The organism is Acidovorax sp., assembly GCF_022763525.1.
GTDB lineage: Bacteria > Pseudomonadota > Gammaproteobacteria > Burkholderiales > Burkholderiaceae_C > Acidovorax.
Window position 1 is genome coordinate 1 of the sequence record NZ_JALEGG010000155.1, and the last position, 16,313, is coordinate 16,313.

The following is a 16,313-nucleotide window of genomic DNA, read 5'->3' on the forward strand; positions in this document are numbered from 1 at the left end:
ACGACGGGATCGTCGGCCTGGCGATGGCCGGCGAGCTCAAGCCTGACGTCCTCATCGTGGACATCCTCCTGCCTGGCATCGATGGGGCGACGCTCATTGCCCGCCTGCGCTCGCACCCTCAGTTCCAGCGCAGCCGTCTGATCGTGGTCACGTCGCTGGATGAAGAGCAGCGGGGACCCTACGGTTTTGCCTTGGCGGGCCTGCCCGTGGTGCACAAGCCGCGACTGGCGCAGGAGCTGCCGGCCTTGCTGGCCGGATTCCTGCAGCCGCAGCCGGCAGAAAAGCTGTGAAGACAGCCCGATCTGCCCCCTGCAGCGCGAAAGTCTGCCGTTCTGCCAACCAATGCCGGGGCAGCGTGCCATGACCACATCGCGCGTGCTCGTGGTCGAAGACGATTTGAACGTGCGCCGGTTCATCCAGATGACGCTGGATCCGCTGGAGGTCGAACTGGTGCATTGCGGCACCTTGGCCGAAGCCCGGCGCTCACTGGAATCTGCTGGCGCATCCGTGGTGATCACGGATCTGTCTTTGCCCGACGGACCGGGGCAGGATCTGCTGGCGTGGATCCGGGACCGAACCGTTGCCTCTGCGGCGGCACCCGCGTCCACGCTCGCATGCCGCACGGTGGTGTTCAGCGGAGGGCTGAATACCACCATCGAGCGCCAGCTTGAGGCGCTGGGGGTGTGGCGTGTGCTTCACAAGCCGTCATCGGTAGGGGCCCTCACGGCCTGCGTATCGGAGGCGTTGGCCAGCGTGGCGGCAGCGCCTGCAGCGCCCGCCGGCCCCCCCGCGCGTGCCCTGGACCCCGTCAACGATTTTTTTGGTGGCAACCGGGTGCTCTATGACACCTATCGCCAGGCATGCAGCGTGCAGTTCGGGGCCGACCTGCGCACGGGCGACGCTGCCGTCGCCGCGCGTGACTGTGAGGCGCTGCGGCATGTGGCGCACAACCTCAAGTCGGTGCTCACCATGCTGGGCGAGGCCGACGCGGCCGAGTGTGCCCGCTCTACCGAGGAACACGCAGCCGCCGGGGCCCGCGATGCCATGGTGCAAGGCTGGCAGCGGCTGCGTGCGCTCATTGCTGGCCTGATCTGAGCGGGCTGCAGAGCGGTCTCTGCCACCGTCGGTGGCCGCCTGTCGTGGCGGCCGTTTCCTTTGTGCACCGCCCGCCCCTGATGTTTCTCCCCGCCTGGGCGATTCAAAAAAAAGCCACCCGAAGGTGGCTTGCTGGTTCTCTCTCGGGCTGCACAAGGTGGGCAGCCGGCTGAGCGTGCCTCAGTGCGCGATGTAGGCGCCCTGGCCTTGGGGGGCGCGTGCGAGCGGCCGGGGGCGGGCCGCGACCGGTGAGCTGCGCTGCGCAGATGCGAGTGCAGGGTGGTCCTGCGACGCCACGATCTTGAAAGCGGACACCACGCTGACCAGCTCTGCGGCTTGTGTGTTGAGGCTGCTGGCGGCGGCCGCCATTTCCTCCACGAGTGCGGCGTTCTGCTGGGTGGCCTGATCCATCTGCGTGACAGCCTCGTTCACTTGGTCTACGCCCTGGCTTTGTTCGGAGCTGGCGGCGCTGATCTCAGCCATGATGTCGGTCACGCGGGTGATGGCTTCGACCACTTCGCTCATGGTTTTTCCGGCGCGGTCCACGAGGGCGGAGCCGGCTTCCACCCGCTCCACGCTGGCGCCAATCAGCGCCTTGATTTCCCGTGCCGCCTCGGCCGATCGGCTGGCAAGGCTGCGGACTTCGCTGGCCACCACGGCAAACCCGCGTCCCTGTTCGCCTGCGCGGGCGGCTTCCACGGCGGCATTGAGCGCCAGGATATTGGTCTGGAACGCGATGCCGTCGATGACGCCGATGATGTCGGAGATCTTGCGGGAGCTGTCGTTGATGTCCTTCATGGTGCGCACCACGTCGGCCACGACCTCGCCCCCCTGGCTGGCTACGTCCGATGCGTTGCGCGCCAACTGGTTGGCATGGCGGGCGTTCTCGGCATTCTGGCGGACGGTCGAGTTGAGTTCTTCCATTGACGCTGCGGTTTCCTCCAGCGCGCTGGCCTGCTTTTCGGTGCGTGCCGAGAGGTCGCTGTTGCCTGCCGAGATCTCCGCACTTGCCGTGGCCACACCGTCCGAGCCCTGGCGGACCTGGGTGACCACCTGGGTCAGCGAGGTCTGCATGGTGGCCAGCGCGCCCAGCAAGGGGCTGAATTCATCGCTGGCGGTGTCGATGACCTCGCCGGTCAGGTCGCCATCGCGCACCCGGGCTGCCACCGCTTGTGCCTGGGCCACCCGGCGCTGCAGCACGCGTCCGACGTACCAGGCGAAAGCCATCAGTCCCGCGGCAATCGCCGCGACGGCGCTTACCACGCTGTAGAGCGTTTGCGTGGCGTCGGCCTTGATCTCGCCGAGGCTCTTGGTCAGCGCGTCGCTCTGGCGGTGCTTTTGCTTGCTCAGCATTTCCAGCACCACGTTGCGGGCCGGAATGGTCTTGGCCACCAGGAAGTCAAAGCTCTCTTCCTTGTTGCCTTGTTCGATCAGCTGGATGTTCTGGCCGGCAATGGACCAGAACGTGCCCAGGGCCTGGACCAGGCTGCCGTACTCGGCCTTTTCCTCCGGGGTGACCGCGGCCTTCTCGAGCGCGGCTTGGTCGGCATCGATCAGTTTCTTTTTCTCGCCCACGTCCGCGAGCGTGGCCTTGAGGTCGGCAGGCGTACGCACAAGGATCGCATGGCGCAGCTGCAGCGACGAGCGCGTGACGTTCAGCTCCATGGTGGCCAGACGCAGCTGGTGCGGCACGGATTCCTCCGCCACCCGCTGGGTTTGCCGGTTGATCCCGGAGATGTTGTTCCACGCCAGCAGCGCGACCAGGCCCAGTCCGCCGATCAGCGCAAGGGATACCAAGTACAGGCGTTGCGTGATGCCGAAAGTGGTAAGGAATTTCATAAGGGGGTCTCCGGAGGTTGTCTGTGATTTCGGATCCGCAGATCACTGCAGGGTAGGGTGGGTCGCCAGCGCCGGGGCCAGAAGTTTTTCGATGTCCAGCAGGATGAGCATCCGGTCGTCCACCGCGCCGATGGCCAGCAAGTGGTCGCGACGCACGTCCGTTTCGAGGGTGGGCACGGGGCGCAACTGCTCCCGCTCCAGCGTCAGGACGTCGGACACGCCGTCCACCACCACGCCCACCACGCGCTGTCCAATGTTGAGCACGATCACCACCGTCAAGTGGTCGTAGTGCGCGTGCTGCTGGCCCAGTTTGATCCTCAGGTCGATGATGGGAACAATCACCCCGCGGAGGTTGATCACTCCCTTGAGCTCCGCAGCGGCGTTGGCGATGGTGGTTGGCTTTTCGTACGAGCGGATTTCTTGCACGCGCAGGATGTCCACGCCGTACTCTTCGGCCCCGACCTTGAAGGCCAGGAACTCACGCAGGTCCGTCAGCACGGGGGAGGCAACTGCTGCGGACGAAGCGGTTGCAGTGGCGGCAAGGTGTGTGGTCATGGCTTTTGATAAAAGTGATACTTTTGTTTGATTTTATGAATGGCATATCGAATTTGTCAATTGAAATTCGATGAAATGATATTTTTGATTGATGCAAGTCAGGGTACGCGCGTTCTGCACCACCCTGTGGAAGGCGCGAAGGGGGTGTTGGAGGTACTCGAAATGCCGTCCCGCAACCTGCACAATCCCGGGAATGAAAACCCTCCGCCTTCGTCCTGGCAAAGAGCGTTCGCTCTTGCGCCGCCACCCCTGGATCTTCGAATCGGCCATAGCCAAGGGCGGCGGCGACAGCGGTGAGACCGTGCGCGTGGAGTCGCATGAAGGCCAGTTCCTGGCCTGGGCCGCCTACAGCCCGAGCTCGCGCATCCGGGCCCGGGTATGGAGCTTTGACGAGGCTCAGCGCATCGATGCTCCATTTTTCATAGCTGCTTGCGCACGTTCCATCATCGCGAGAGCCCGTTTTGACATCCAAAGCGACGGCGTGCGGCTAGTGCATGGCGAGTCCGACGGCCTGCCCGGTCTCATCGTGGATCGCTACGGCGATACGCTGGTGGCGCAATTCACCAGCGCGGGCACCGAGCGCTGGAAAAACGTGATCGCCGATGCCCTGCTGCGCGAGACGGGCCTGTCCAAGTTGTATGAACGTTCGGATGCGAGCGTGCGCGCCCTGGAGGGGCTTGCGCCCGCCACGGGCTGGCTGCGCGGCGGCGAGGCCCGTCTGGGTGAGGCGCCGCCCCCGCTCGAGCTGTCGATCCAGGAGCACCACTGGCGCTTGACCCTGAACATCGCTGAGGGCCACAAGACGGGCTTCTATCTGGACCAGCGCGACAGCCGCCAGCGTTTTGCCGACTACGCCCGGCGCCTGGGGTTTCAGCGGGTGCTCAACTGCTTTTGCTACACGGGTGGTTTCAGCGTGGCCGCGCTGGCGGGCATGCGCGCGGCAGAGGCAGCTGGCGGGAGGGCAGGCGGGCAGGTGATCTCCATCGACTCGTCGGCCCCGGCGCTGGAGCGCGCCCGTGCCCACGTGTCGCTCAACGGCTTTGACGTGAACCGCGCGAGCTTTCTGGACGCGGACGTGAACGCTTCGTTGCGCCAGTTCCTCAAGGAGGGCCAGCGCTTCGACGCCATCGTGCTGGACCCTCCCAAGTTTGCGCCCACCGCGGCGCACGCGGATCGCGCGGCCCGCGCGTACAAGGACATCAACCGGCTGGCCCTGCAGCTGTTGTCGCCGGGCGGCGTGCTGTTTACTTTCTCGTGCTCAGGCGGCATCAGCGCCGACCTGTTCCACAAGATCGTGGCCTCGGCGGGCGCGGATGCCGGCGTGGACGGCTACATCCTGGAGCGCCTGGGCGGGGCGCCGGACCACCCGATGACGCTGGAGTTCCCCGAAGGCGAATACCTGAAAGGGTTGGTGGTGATGCGCAAGGGGTGACCGGGTGGAGGCGCTGCAGGGCCTTGACAGCCTCGGTACACTGAAAAACACCATCCCGTGCAGCGCCCTGCGCGGGCGCGGCGGCCCGCCGCGCAAGTAGTTGATCCCCTTGAAAGACAGATTTATGGCATTGATCCCCGTCACCATCCTCACCGGCTTTCTGGGCTCCGGCAAAACGACGCTGCTCAAGCGCCTGCTGAGCGAGGCCCATGGCCAGAAGATCGCCGTCATCGAGAACGAGTTCGGCGAAGAGAACATCGACAACGACATCCTGGTGACCGAATCCAAGGAGCAGATCGTGCAGATGAGCAACGGCTGCATCTGCTGCACCATCCGTGAAGACCTGCGCGAAACCCTGCAATTGCTGGCCGCCAAAAAGCGCAAGGGCCTGCTGGAGTTCGACCGCATCGTGATCGAGACCACCGGTGTGGCCGACCCAGGCCCGGTGGCGCAGACCTTCTTCATGGACGAGGAAATCGCAGAAACCTACCTGATCGATTCCATCATCACCCTGGTGGACGCCAAGCACGCGGCACAGCAGCTCAATGACCGTCAGGAAGCGCGCCGCCAAGTGGGTTTTGCCGATCAGGTCTTCCTGTCCAAGACCGATCTGGTCTCCAAGGAGGAGACCGAGGCGCTGATCCATCGCCTGAAGCACATGAACCCCCGGGCGCCGATCAAGGCGGTGCATTTCGGCGAGGTGCCGCTGTCCGAGGTGCTCGACCTGCGGGGCTTCAACCTCAGCGCCAAGCTTGACATCGATCCCGACTTCCTCAAGGAGGAGGGCGACCATGATCATGATCACGACCACCATGACCATGACCATGAACACGGCGAGCACTGCAGTCACCCCTCGCATCAGCACGACCATGGGCATGGCCACCACCATCACCATGACGACGACGTGAAGAGCTTTGTCTACCGCTCCGAGCGCCCATTCGATCCGGCCAAGCTGGAGGACTTCCTGGGAGCGATCGTCAATATCTACGGCCCCCGCATGCTGCGCTACAAGGGCGTACTGAATATGAAGGGCACCGAGCGCAAGGTGATCTTCCAGGGGGTGCACCAGCTCATGGGCAGCGACCTGGGGCCCCAGTGGGCCGACGGTGAGCCGCGGGTGAGCAAGATGGTTTTTATCGGAATCGACCTGCCCAAGGACATCTTCCTGCAGGGGCTGGAGCAGAGCCTGGCCTGAGGCCCCGAACGTGACGCGGGCCGACGGCTGCCCGCGCACGGCGCCTTCCCGTCCTGGGGCGCGCGTTGCGCCTGGAAGCCCGCCGGTTTGTGTTGTATCTGCAACGTTTCCGTTCGCGTCAGTGGAGGTCGATACAATCGCGCCCCGACAAGAACCTGTTCAATGCCTTTTCGGGGCAAATACCCTTGTCGTGCCGGGTTGCGAGGCGCAGTGTGCAGTGATGGGACGGCTGCTGAAGGCATGGCGGCCGGGAAGGGGCGAATGGCCCCCGCCGGGCCACCGTGTCACAGGCCGCCCTCCCGTGCAGTCCCGCGGGTGGGAGCGGCAGTGGGAGCACACTCCCATCGATTCCATCCCGAGGGCATTGAACAGGTTCTAGACCCCGGAAGGCTTGTCATCCGCCCTTGGCCCCAGAATGAGGTCAGGGCCTGCCCGTACAGCGAGGAGACCAGGAAGTGAAAGCCGAGACCAGCAAATCCAAGGGGGCCACCAAGGCGGCTCCCGCCGCGGCGAAAAGCGCTGCCGCCCCGGCAGCGCCCAAGGCCGCCGCGAAGGCCCCCGGCAAGGCAGCAGCCAAGGCTGCTGTCGCTGCCCCGGCCAAGGTGGCGCTTGCGCAGGCGCCCGCTGCGGCGCCTGCGCAGCAGGCAGATTCGCAGGTACCCGCGCGTACAACCCGGCCTTCTTCCCGATTGGCCCAATTGACCGTACCATCCATGGCACAGGCAGTGGCTTCCACCGCTGCCAAAGCCAGTTACCAACACACCATGCCCACGACCGTGCAAGCTCAGCCCACTTATACGGCTGCCAAAAAAGACCCCAAGCTGGCGAACAACTGGAAGACCAAGTCCGCCGCCGAGCTGACCGACGCCGAAGTCATGGCAATGCCTGACAGCGAGTACATGAACGAAAAGCAGATGGCGTTCTTCCGCCTGAAGCTCGTTCAGCTCAAGCAGGACATCCACAACAGCGCTGGCGAAACCACCGAGCACCTTCGGGAAGACACCGTTGTCGTGCCCGATCCTGCCGACCGCGCCACCATTGAAGAAGAGCACGCCCTGGAACTGCGCACCCGCGACCGCGAGCGCAAGCTGCTCAAGAAGATCGAGCAGTCCATCGCCCGCATTGATGCGGGCGACTACGGCTACTGCGATGAGACGGGCGAACCCATTGGCGTGGGCCGCCTGATTGCCCGTCCCACCGCCACTCTCTCGCTCGAAGCACAACAACGCCGCGAACTCAAGCAGAAGATGTTCGGTGATTGATCGGGCCGCCCCGGCCTGACCATTCACCCACGCGCCCTGAGCCATGAGCAAGGAAGAAACCACCCCCGGCGGCCTGCTATCGAAGGTGGTTCGGTTCGTCAAGAATCCGACGGTCAACTGGACCGAGCTGGATTCCATCCAGGACGACCGCGAAAGCCAGTACAGCAAGCAGATGCTCAAGGAGATGATCGAGCGAAAGCGCCGCAACGACTTCGTGCGGCGGCGCGAGTTCGATCAGCTGCGCAAGCTGCGCCAGCGGGAGATGCTGCAGGGTCAGCGCACCGAAGATCCGACCGCCCGGCCCTCGTTCTTCCAGAGCAGCATGGCGTCGCCTGACGACCGTGCCGTCACGCTCAAGAAGATCGACGAGATCGAAGCGCAGATGTCGCAGCAGTGGTGGAAAAGCAAGCAAGGCTCCGGCGCGCCCACCCAGCCCATGCCGATGCCTCCCGCCACCGAAGGCGTCTCGGACTCCGAACACGCGCGTGCGTACGCTCCCACAGCGCCAGGCAGCCTGCCGGCGGCTCTCGAAACCAAGCCCGGTGTCGCACCGCTGTTTGCCGATGACAGCATGGCCATGGGCAACTTTGGCGGTACGGATGCGCAAATGCTGGCCAGCGGTGGCCCTGGCGAAGCGTCCTTCAGCCCGGCGGCAAGCCAGGCAGCGGCGCCTGCGGCCGCCCCCGAACCGGAGGAATTCGTGCACGAACCCGACCTAGAAGAAGCGGCCATCCGGTTTGCCAATGGCGACCACGCGGGCGCGGAAGCCGGCTTGCTGGATGTGCTGGCACAGCACCAGCAGGACGCCCCTGAAGATCAGCTCGAAATCTGGATGACGCTGTTCGACCTGTACCGCGCGACGGGGCAGCACGACCGTTTTGAAACCCTGGCCATCGATTTCGCTGCCAAGTACAGCCGCTCGGCGCCGCTGTGGTTCTCGATGCCCGAGCAATTGGGCATGACCGCCGTGGCCTCCGCTGCCGCGCCAGGGGGAGAGGCGGCCCCGGCCGGCGTCGCGCGGCGCGATTTCAGCTGGAGTGCCCCGGCCACCCTGGCCGTGTCATCGGTGGCGGCGCTCCAGGCGTCCGTGGCGCGTGCCGCCTCGCCCTGGAGCATGTCCTGGGCGCGTCTGGTGTCCATTGACGAGCCCGCCGTTCCCTTGCTGGCTGACCAGTTCACCAAATGGGCCGAGCTGGACGGGCAAATCGTCTTTTCGGGCGTGGAAAAGCTCAATGCGCTGCTGGAGGCCAAGGCCCAGTCAGGCGACCGCGCGACCAGCCCCGAATGGTGGCGGCTGCGCATGGCGGCGCTGCGCCTGATGGGGAAGCCCGACGAGTTCGAGATGGTGGCCCTGGACTATTGCGTCACCTACGAGGTCTCACCGCCGTCGTGGGCGTCACCTCGCTGCGGTTATTCCGACAACGAAGGGGTTAGCTCAGGTTCCGCGCCCTTGGCGGCCGACAGCGACTTTGGGCCCTCCAACCTGGGCGACAGCTCGATTCCCGCGCCCCTGGAAACCGGCCCCGTGGCCCAGCTCAGCGGCCACATCGACGGCGACGCCACGCCGCTGCTGGAGCCGTTCCAGGCGATGCTGCGGCCCGGCGTGCCGCTGGCCATTGCGTGCGACAAGCTCATTCGCGTGGATTTTGCGGCGGCGGGCTCTGTACTGAACTGGGCCGCCGAGCAGCAGGGCCGTGGCCATGTGATCCAGTTCCAGAACCTCCAGCGGCTGGTGGCGATCTTCTTCAACGTCATTGGGATCAACGAGCACGCGTGGGTGGTGCCTCGCAAGAACTGACGCCTTGGAGGGGCCTCTGTGCCTCTCCCTGGAGGGGCGTCAGGGCGCATGGTGTAGGGCCATTCCTGCAAGCCGGTACAGCGCCGCTCACGGGGCTTGACTCTCCGAGCAGTCAGCCCGTGCCCTCGCCCGGACCCCGGCAGGGTGGGCGTGCTTGCAATACGGGGTCTTGCCCTCATCTGCCGCAGCTATGGACTCCTCTCATGACACCCCGGTGTTTCACGGCACCACCATTCTCAGCGTGCGTCGCCAGACGCCATCGGGCATCCAGGTCGCCATTGGCGGCGACGGCCAAGTCACCCTGGGCAACATCGTGGTCAAGGGCTCGGCGCGCAAGGTGCGCAAGCTCTACCACGGCAAGGTGCTGGCAGGCTTTGCGGGCGCCACTGCCGACGCGTTCACGCTCTTCGAGCGCTTCGAGGCCAAGCTCGAAAAGCACCAGGGCCACCTCACCCGTGCTGCCATCGAGCTGACCAAGGACTGGCGTACCGACCGCGTGCTGCGCCGCCTCGAAGCCATGCTGGCCGTGGCCGACGCGAGCGCCTCGCTCATCATCACCGGCAATGGCGACGTGCTGGAGCCCGAGCAGGGCATCGTGGCCATCGGCTCCGGCGGGGCGTATGCGCATTCGGCCGCCAAGGCGCTGCTGGTGAATACCGATCTGTCCGCGCAGGAGATCGTGAAGAAGTCGCTGGAGATCGCAGGCGAACTCTGCATCTACACCAACATGAACCACACCATCGAGACGCTGTAGGGTGCGCGGCGGTAGGTAAATACTCACATTTTGATAGCTGGTTGCGCTTGTCCATCAAGCGCAGAAGGCTGATTTGGCATTGACTCTCAAGGCAGGCAACGCATGTCCTCCATGACCCCCCAGGAAATCGTCTCCGAACTCGACAACCACATCGTGGGCCAAGCCAGCGCCAAGCGCGCGGTGGCCATTGCGCTGCGCAACCGCTGGCGGCGCCAACAGGTCGAGGGCAGCCTGCGCCAGGAGATCACGCCCAAGAACATCCTCATGATCGGCCCCACGGGCGTGGGCAAGACCGAGATCGCGCGCCGCCTGGCCAAGCTGGCCGATGCGCCCTTCATCAAGGTCGAAGCCACCAAGTTCACGGAGGTCGGCTATGTCGGCAAGGACGTGGATTCCATCATCCGCGACCTGGCGGAGATGGCCGTCAAGCAGACGCGCGAATCCGAGATGAAGAAGGTGCGCACCCGCGCCGAGGACGCCGCCGAAGAGCGCATCCTCGACGTGCTGGTGCCGCCGGCCCGTGCTGCGGCGGGCTCCGAGCCCGTGGCTGACAGCACTGCCCGCCAGGTGTTCCGCAAGAAGCTGCGCGAGGGCCAGCTCGATGACAAGGAGATCGAGATCGACGTGGCTGAGTCGCGCCCCCAGCTGGAGATCATGGGACCGCAGGGCATGGAGGAAATGACCGAGCAGCTGCGCGGCATGTTCAGCCAGCTGGGCCAGGACAAGCGCAAGACTCGCAAGCTCAAGATCGCCGAGGCGCTCAGGCTGCTGACCGACGAAGAGGCCGGCAAGCTGGTCAACGAGGAAGAGATCAAGACCCGCGCCGTCACGAACGCCGAGCAGAACGGCATCGTGTTCATCGACGAGATCGACAAGGTGGCGGCGCGCCAGGAAACCAGTGGTGCTGACGTGTCTCGGCAGGGTGTGCAGCGCGACCTGCTGCCGCTGGTGGAAGGCACCACGGTTTCGACCAAGTACGGGATGATCAAGACCGACCACATCCTGTTCATCGCCTCGGGCGCATTCCACCTGTCCAAGCCCAGCGACCTGATCCCCGAACTGCAGGGGCGCTTTCCAATCCGCGTGGAGCTGGAGTCGCTGTCGGTGAAGGACTTTGAAGCCATCCTGACCCAGACGCACGCGTCGCTCGTCAAGCAGTACCAGGCCTTGCTGGCGACGGAAGGCGTCACGCTGGAGTTCGCTCCCGAGGGCATCACCCGTCTGGCGCACATCGCCTATGAGGTCAATGAACGGACCGAGAACATCGGCGCCCGCCGGCTGGCCACGGTGATGGAACGCCTGCTGGACGAGGTGAGTTTCGAAGCCACCCGCCTCTCGGGCCAGACCATCGTGGTGGATGGCGCTTACGTCGATGCCCGCCTACAGACCCTGAGCCAGGACGAGGACCTGTCGCGCTACATCCTGTGACGACACGGCGGAGCACGCGCCGGGCTTGAGAGGTCACTTTCATAGCCCGTCGTAAGTTCTTCTTTTTCAACGACTTTTGGCTTCTGGCGACCTCCAGATTCGCTTCTAAGTTGTTGATTTCATTACAAAAAATTGGTGCGACGCCTCTTGCTCGGGCCACTTTTCCTGCTACAGTGCAAAAAAGTGCAATTAAGTGGTGAAAAGTGCCCTTCAGGCCGTTCTCAGGCCCTGAAGGTTCCAAAAATACCGAGCTGGGAAGTAGTCCTCCGTGTTCCAAGGTGCCTCGTCGCTAAGTCTCGATGCGAAGGGTCGGCTGTCCGTGCCGACCCGGCATCGTGACGTGCTCGCGGCCACGGCAGCAGGGCAGCTCACCATCACCAAACACCCGCACGGCTGCCTCATGGTGTTCCCCCGCCCCGAGTGGGAGAAGTTCCGCGAGCGCATTGCCCAGCTGCCCATGTCCGCCCAGTGGTGGAAGCGCATCTTTCTGGGCAATGCCATGGACGTGGAGATGGACGCCACGGGGCGCGTGCTGATCTCTCCCGAGCTGCGCCAGGCGGCCGGTATCAGCAAAGACACCATGCTGCTGGGCATGGGCAACCACTTCGAACTCTGGGACAAGGCGACCTACGACGAGCAGGAAGCCCAGGCCATGCAGGGCGAGATGCCGGATGTCTTCAAGGACTTCTCGTTCTGAGGCGCGCCGTGACAGCCCCCCTGCAACACACCACCGTTCTGCTGAATGAAGCCGTCGACGCCCTTTTGGGCGGCGCGGGCCCGGAGCCTGCGGGCACCTGGGTCGATGCCACCTTTGGGCGGGGCGGGCACTCGCGCCTCATCCTGCTTCGGCTGGGGCCGCAGGGACGCCTTGTGGCCTTCGACAAGGATCCCGAAGCCATCGCCGAAGCAACGCGCATCACCGATGCGCGTTTTTCCATTCGGCACGAGGGTTTTCGCCATCTTTCCGAGCTGCCCCCGGGCAGCGCCGCGGGCGTGCTCATGGACCTGGGCGTGAGCTCTCCCCAGATCGACAGCCCCGAGCGGGGTTTCAGTTTCCGTTTTGACGGCCCGCTGGACATGCGCATGGATACCACGCGCGGCATCAGCGTGGCCGATTGGTTGGCCACGGCCGAAGCGGCACAAATTGCGGAGGTGATACGTGACTACGGTGAAGAACGGTTTGCTGGCCCCATTGCAAAGGCGATTGTTGCTCGGCGCGAAGAACGGGGTCCTCTTGCAACCACCGCCGAACTGGCCGACCTCGTGGCTGGCGCGGTCAAGACCCGCGAGCCGGGCCAGAACCCTGCAACGCGCACATTTCAAGCTCTTCGGATTTTCATCAACGCCGAGCTTGAAGAACTCGAGCAAGCGCTAGAGGCCAGCCTGTCGGTGCTGCAGCCCGGCGGGCGGCTGGTGGTCATCAGCTTCCACTCGCTCGAAGACCGCATCGTCAAGCAGTTCATCGCCAAGCACTCCAAGGAGGTGTTTGACCGCCGCGCGCCCTTTGCCGCGCCCCAGGCCATGAAGCTCATCGCGCTCGACCGCATCAAGCCCAGCGCGGCGGAGGTCGAGGCCAACCCCCGCTCGCGCAGCGCCATCATGCGCGTGGCCGAGCGTACCGCCGTTTGATATGAGGCACCCCCTGAGTCGCTTCGCACCTTCCCCCTCCAGGGGGACGACACCCTTGCTGCGGGGCGGCCCTTGCTCGGCGTCCGTGGCGGTGGGCGCGCCCTTCTCAGTCGACGGTGGGGTTCGTCGGCTATGACAAGGCTCAACATCGTTCTGCTGCTTGCCGTGCTGGCCAGCGCGATCTACCTGGTGCACACCCAGTACGAGTCGCGCCGCCTGTTCACCGAGCTGGACCGCGCCGTGGCCGAAGCCCGGCGCCTGGAGACCGAGCACCAGCGCCTCCAGGTGGAAAAGCGTGCGCAGGCCACGCCGCTGAGGGTGGAAAAAATCGCCCGCGCGCAGCTCAACATGCGCACGGCCACGCCGGCCATCACGCAGTATGTGTCCGACCCTCAAGGCGTGGCGGCCGCCGCAGCCGCCACGGGGGCCAGCGCCGCTCCTGCCCGTGCCGAAGGGGGGCAGCCATGAGCCGCAGCGTGGTCTATACCGCCAGCCCCCTGCTGGCCAGCAAGACGCCCGTGTGGCGCAGCAAGTTCATCGTCGCCGCCATCGCGCTCGGCTTTCTGGGTCTGGCCGGGCGTGCCGCCTACGTGCAGGTCTTTGGCAACGCGTTCTTCCAGCGCCAGGGCGAGGTGCGGTTTGCGCGCACGCTCGAGCTGCCCGCCAACCGCGGCAAGATCCTGGACCGCAACGGCCTGATCCTCGCCTCCAGCGTCCCCGCCGCCAGCATCTGGGCCATTCCAGAGGATGTCGAGCAGGACAACCCCGAAGTCCGCGCCAAGCTCAAGCAGCTGGCCAGGCTGCTGGAAATGCCCCTGCCGGATCTGCAGAAGAAACTGGCCGACGAGGACAAGACCTTTGTCTGGATCAAGCGCCAGCTCGACTGGGACGTGGGCCAGCAGATCGCCAAGCTCGACATCAAGGGCATCTACCAGCGCAAGGAATACAAGCGCCAGTACCCCGAAGGCGAGGCCGCCGCGCACGTGGTGGGCTTCACCAACGTGGAAGACCACGGCCAGGAGGGCATGGAACTCGCGTTCGACAAGGAGCTGGCTGGCAAGCCCGGCTCGCGCCGCGTGATCAAGGACCGCCTGGGCCGCGTGGTGGAAGGCGTGGGCGAAACCGTGCCGCCCGTGGACGGGAAGGACATGCAGCTGTCCATCGACAGCAAGGTGCAGTTCTTTGCCTACCAGAAGCTGCGCGACCAAGTGACGGCCCACAAGGCCAAGGCCGGCAGCGTGGTGGTGCTTGACGCCCACACCGGCGAGCTGCTGGCTCTGGCCAACTACCCCAGCTATGTGCCCGACAAGCGTCAGAACCTGACGGGCGAGCAGCTGCGCAACCGCGCGCTCACCGACGTGTTCGAGCCCGGCTCCACCATGAAGCCGTTCACCATCGGCCTGGCGCTGGAATCCGGCCGGGTGCGGCCGGACACCATCGTGGACACCACGCCGGGCCGCATCAACATCACCGGTTCCACGATCTCGGACACCCACAACTACGGGGTGCTCACGGTGGAAGGTGTGATCCAGAAGTCCAGCAACGTGGGCACCACCAAGCTGGCCATGCAGATGCCTGCGCGCGAGATGTGGGAGACCTTCTCGGCCGCCGGATTCGGCCAGAAGCCGCAGATCGGCTTTCCGGGTGCCATCAGCGGCCGGCTGCGGCCCTACAAGACCTGGCGCCCGGTGGAGCAGGCCACGATGTCGTATGGCTACGGCCTGTCGGCCAGCCTGTTCCAGATGGCGCGTTCGTACACGGTGTTTGCCAACGGGGGGCGAGTGATCCCGGCCACCATGCTCAAGAGCAGTGAAACCGCCGTGGGCGTGCCGGTGTTCTCCGAGCGCACGGCCGATCAGGTGCGCAAGATGCTGCAGATGGCCGCGGGCCCGGGCGGCACGGGCCAGAAGGCGCAGACCGTGGGTTACTCGGTGGGGGGCAAATCCGGCACGGCGCGCAAGCAGGTGGGCAAGAACTACGCATCGGGCAAGTACCGCGCATGGTTCACCGGCATGGCGCCCATCGACAAGCCCCGCATCATCGTGGCCGTGATGATCGACGAGCCCAGCAACGGCGTCTTCTACGGCGGCGCCGTGGCTGCGCCTGTGTTCAGCGAAGTGGTGCAGCAGACGCTGCGCATGATGGGTGTGCAGCCCGACATGGCCGTCAAGCCGCAAATCGTGGCCAACGCGGTGGAGGAGTCGCTATGACGCAGTCGGCATTGCCCGTGCTGGCCTCGGTGCACGAGGCGGTCTCCTGGCTGCGCGACCGGGTGACCGGCACGCTGCAGACGGACAGCCGCCTGGTCCGCGCCGGCGATGGCTTCATCGCCTGGCCAGGCGCTGCCACCGATGGCCGCGCGCACGTCGGAGACGCACTCGCGCGCGGCGCGGTGGCGTGCCTGGTGGAGCACGATGGCGCCGACGCGTTCGCGCTCGATGGCCTTCCCGTGGCCGCGCTGCGGGGCCTGAAAGCCGCCACCGGCCTGATCGCGTCTGAATGGTTTGAGCAGCCCACCCAGCGCCTGGATGTGCTGGCCGTGACCGGCACCAACGGCAAGACCAGCACTGCCTGGTGGTTAGCTGAAGCGCTCAACTTGCTATCAAAGAATGAGCTAACTGCGCAGGGTGGATGTGCGCTGGTGGGTACTCTGGGTATGGGTACACCACCCGCGCTCGCCAGCACCGGCATGACCACGCCCGACCCGGTGCGGCTGCAGCGCGCGTTCCAGCAGTTTGCCGACGCTGGCCGCACGGCTTGCGCCATCGAGGCCTCGTCCATCGGCCTGGCCGAGCACCGGCTGGTGGGCACGCGCATCCGCGTGGCGCTGTTCACCAACTTCACGCAGGACCACCTGGACTACCACCCCGGCATGGCCGCCTACTGGCAGGCCAAGAGCATCCTGTTTGACTGGCCCGGCTTGCAGGCGGCCGTGGTCAACATCGACGACCCGCGCGGCGCCGAGCTGCATGCCTCGCTGGCCGACCGCATGCTGGACCTGTGGAGCGTCTCCATCACCGGCCCGGCCCGCCTGGCTGCGCGCGACATCGCCATGGGCGAGGGCGGCCTGCGCTTCACGGTGGCCGAGGGCGTGCACACGCATGTCCTGCAGACGCGGTTGATCGGCCATTACAACGTCTCCAACCTGCTGGGCGTGCTGGCCGGCCTGCGCGCGCTGGGCGTTCCGCTGGAACACGCGCTGTATGCCTGCGCGCAGTTCACGCCCGTGCCCGGCCGCATGGAGCAGATCCAAAGCCCTGGCCAGCCTAAATCATCACACAGAGCAACGAAGCGCAGGTTTATCGGCTGGAATCATTCAACTACGA

General features: G+C 65.3%; 15 protein-coding genes. 13 read left to right on the plus strand and 2 right to left on the minus strand.

The window, feature by feature from the left end; genetic code table 11:
- Positions 1 to 290 (plus strand): response regulator (locus tag MRY84_RS11780; RefSeq protein WP_291505919.1); only part of this gene is annotated, 290 nt, incomplete at its 5' end.
- 70 nt (positions 291 to 360) lie between these two features.
- Complete coding sequence (locus tag MRY84_RS11785; protein WP_291505920.1) at positions 361 to 1,095, plus strand: response regulator; 735 nt, start codon at positions 361 to 363, stop codon at positions 1,093 to 1,095.
- A 180-nt stretch (positions 1,096 to 1,275) separates the two neighbouring features.
- On the opposite strand, the gene MRY84_RS11790 is transcribed toward MRY84_RS11785, so the two are convergent.
- Positions 1,276 to 2,934 (minus strand): methyl-accepting chemotaxis protein, encoded by a 1,659-nt coding sequence (locus MRY84_RS11790; RefSeq protein WP_291505921.1) that lies wholly within the window; start codon positions 2,932 to 2,934, stop codon positions 1,276 to 1,278.
- Between the two features lie 42 nt (positions 2,935 to 2,976).
- Positions 2,977 to 3,489 carry a chemotaxis protein CheW gene (locus tag MRY84_RS11795; RefSeq protein WP_291505922.1) on the minus strand — a complete coding sequence of 171 codons (513 nt, stop codon included), beginning with the start codon at positions 3,487 to 3,489 and terminating at the stop codon, positions 2,977 to 2,979.
- Between the two features lie 193 nt (positions 3,490 to 3,682).
- On the opposite strand from MRY84_RS11795, the gene MRY84_RS11800 reads away from it, so the two are divergent.
- The 11 genes from MRY84_RS11800 to MRY84_RS11850 all read left to right on the plus strand — a co-directional run.
- On the plus strand, positions 3,683 to 4,921 hold the full coding sequence (locus tag MRY84_RS11800; RefSeq protein ID WP_291505923.1) for a class I SAM-dependent methyltransferase: 1,239 nt from the start codon (positions 3,683 to 3,685) through the stop codon (positions 4,919 to 4,921).
- A gap of 124 nt (positions 4,922 to 5,045) precedes the next feature.
- On the plus strand, positions 5,046 to 6,116 hold the full coding sequence (locus MRY84_RS11805) for a GTP-binding protein (RefSeq protein ID WP_291505924.1): 1,071 nt from the start codon (positions 5,046 to 5,048) through the stop codon (positions 6,114 to 6,116).
- 455 nt (positions 6,117 to 6,571) lie between these two features.
- Positions 6,572 to 7,378, plus strand: coding sequence for an RNA polymerase-binding protein DksA (dksA, locus tag MRY84_RS11810; protein ID WP_291505925.1), 807 nt, complete (start codon positions 6,572 to 6,574; stop codon positions 7,376 to 7,378).
- Between the two features lie 43 nt (positions 7,379 to 7,421).
- A complete protein-coding gene (locus tag MRY84_RS11815; RefSeq protein WP_291505926.1) occupies positions 7,422 to 9,176 on the plus strand; it encodes an STAS domain-containing protein in 1,755 nt (584 codons plus the stop codon).
- A 190-nt stretch (positions 9,177 to 9,366) separates the two neighbouring features.
- Positions 9,367 to 9,930, plus strand: a complete 564-nt coding sequence (gene hslV, locus MRY84_RS11820; RefSeq protein ID WP_291505927.1) for an ATP-dependent protease subunit HslV — start codon at positions 9,367 to 9,369, stop codon at positions 9,928 to 9,930.
- A gap of 102 nt (positions 9,931 to 10,032) precedes the next feature.
- Complete coding sequence (hslU, locus tag MRY84_RS11825) at positions 10,033 to 11,358, plus strand: ATP-dependent protease ATPase subunit HslU (protein WP_291505928.1); 1,326 nt, start codon at positions 10,033 to 10,035, stop codon at positions 11,356 to 11,358.
- Positions 11,359 to 11,626: 268 nt separating this feature from the next.
- Positions 11,627 to 12,055: a division/cell wall cluster transcriptional repressor MraZ gene (gene mraZ, locus MRY84_RS11830; protein ID WP_291505929.1), complete on the plus strand. Its 429-nt coding sequence runs from the start codon at positions 11,627 to 11,629 to the stop codon at positions 12,053 to 12,055.
- A gap of 8 nt (positions 12,056 to 12,063) precedes the next feature.
- The gene (rsmH, locus tag MRY84_RS11835) at positions 12,064 to 12,987 is read left to right on the plus strand and encodes a 16S rRNA (cytosine(1402)-N(4))-methyltransferase RsmH (protein WP_291505930.1); all 924 of its coding nucleotides are present in this window, start codon (positions 12,064 to 12,066) and stop codon (positions 12,985 to 12,987) included.
- A gap of 132 nt (positions 12,988 to 13,119) precedes the next feature.
- A complete protein-coding gene (gene ftsL, locus MRY84_RS11840; RefSeq protein WP_291505931.1) occupies positions 13,120 to 13,455 on the plus strand; it encodes a cell division protein FtsL in 336 nt (111 codons plus the stop codon).
- Complete coding sequence (locus MRY84_RS11845; RefSeq protein WP_291505932.1) at positions 13,452 to 15,197, plus strand: penicillin-binding protein 2; 1,746 nt, start codon at positions 13,452 to 13,454, stop codon at positions 15,195 to 15,197. The genes ftsL and MRY84_RS11845 overlap by 4 nt, the downstream gene beginning before the upstream one ends.
- The coding region (locus MRY84_RS11850; protein ID WP_291505933.1) for a UDP-N-acetylmuramoyl-L-alanyl-D-glutamate--2,6-diaminopimelate ligase at positions 15,194 to 16,313 on the plus strand (1,120 nt) is incomplete at its 3' end. The genes MRY84_RS11845 and MRY84_RS11850, both read left to right, overlap by 4 nt.